This window comes from Cupriavidus sp. SIMBA_020 (genome assembly GCF_046535395.1).
In the GTDB taxonomy this organism is placed as follows: domain Bacteria; phylum Pseudomonadota; class Gammaproteobacteria; order Burkholderiales; family Burkholderiaceae; genus Cupriavidus; species Cupriavidus campinensis.
This window is the reverse complement of record NZ_JAWRWU010001879.1, coordinates 1-228: the sequence shown is the minus strand read 5'-3', so window position 1 is coordinate 228 and position 228 is coordinate 1. Positions and strand designations below refer to the sequence as shown.

Here is a 228-nt window from a genome sequence, read left to right as displayed (position 1 = left end):
ATCGTCCGCGTCGATGTCGAGCCATTCGCTGCGTTTGGCGAGCACCGCATCCAGATCGGCCCGTGTGAAACCCGGCGTCGGGGCCGCGCCGGGCTGCGGATTCTGCGCGGGAACGTGCGGATACCGATGCCCCGTCAGCGCATGAAACACGAGCGCCGCGCAGAGCAGCGCGATCGACTGAATCGCAATCGGCTCGAGTACGAAGCGGTAGCCCATTGCATGAATCGC

At 65.4% G+C, this 228-nt stretch carries 1 protein-coding gene; it reads right to left on the bottom strand.

The genetic code is table 11. From position 1 onward, the window contains the following. On the bottom strand, positions 1-228 hold a 228-nt coding region (locus tag SB751_RS36110), incomplete at both ends, for an HPP family protein (RefSeq protein ID WP_410749741.1).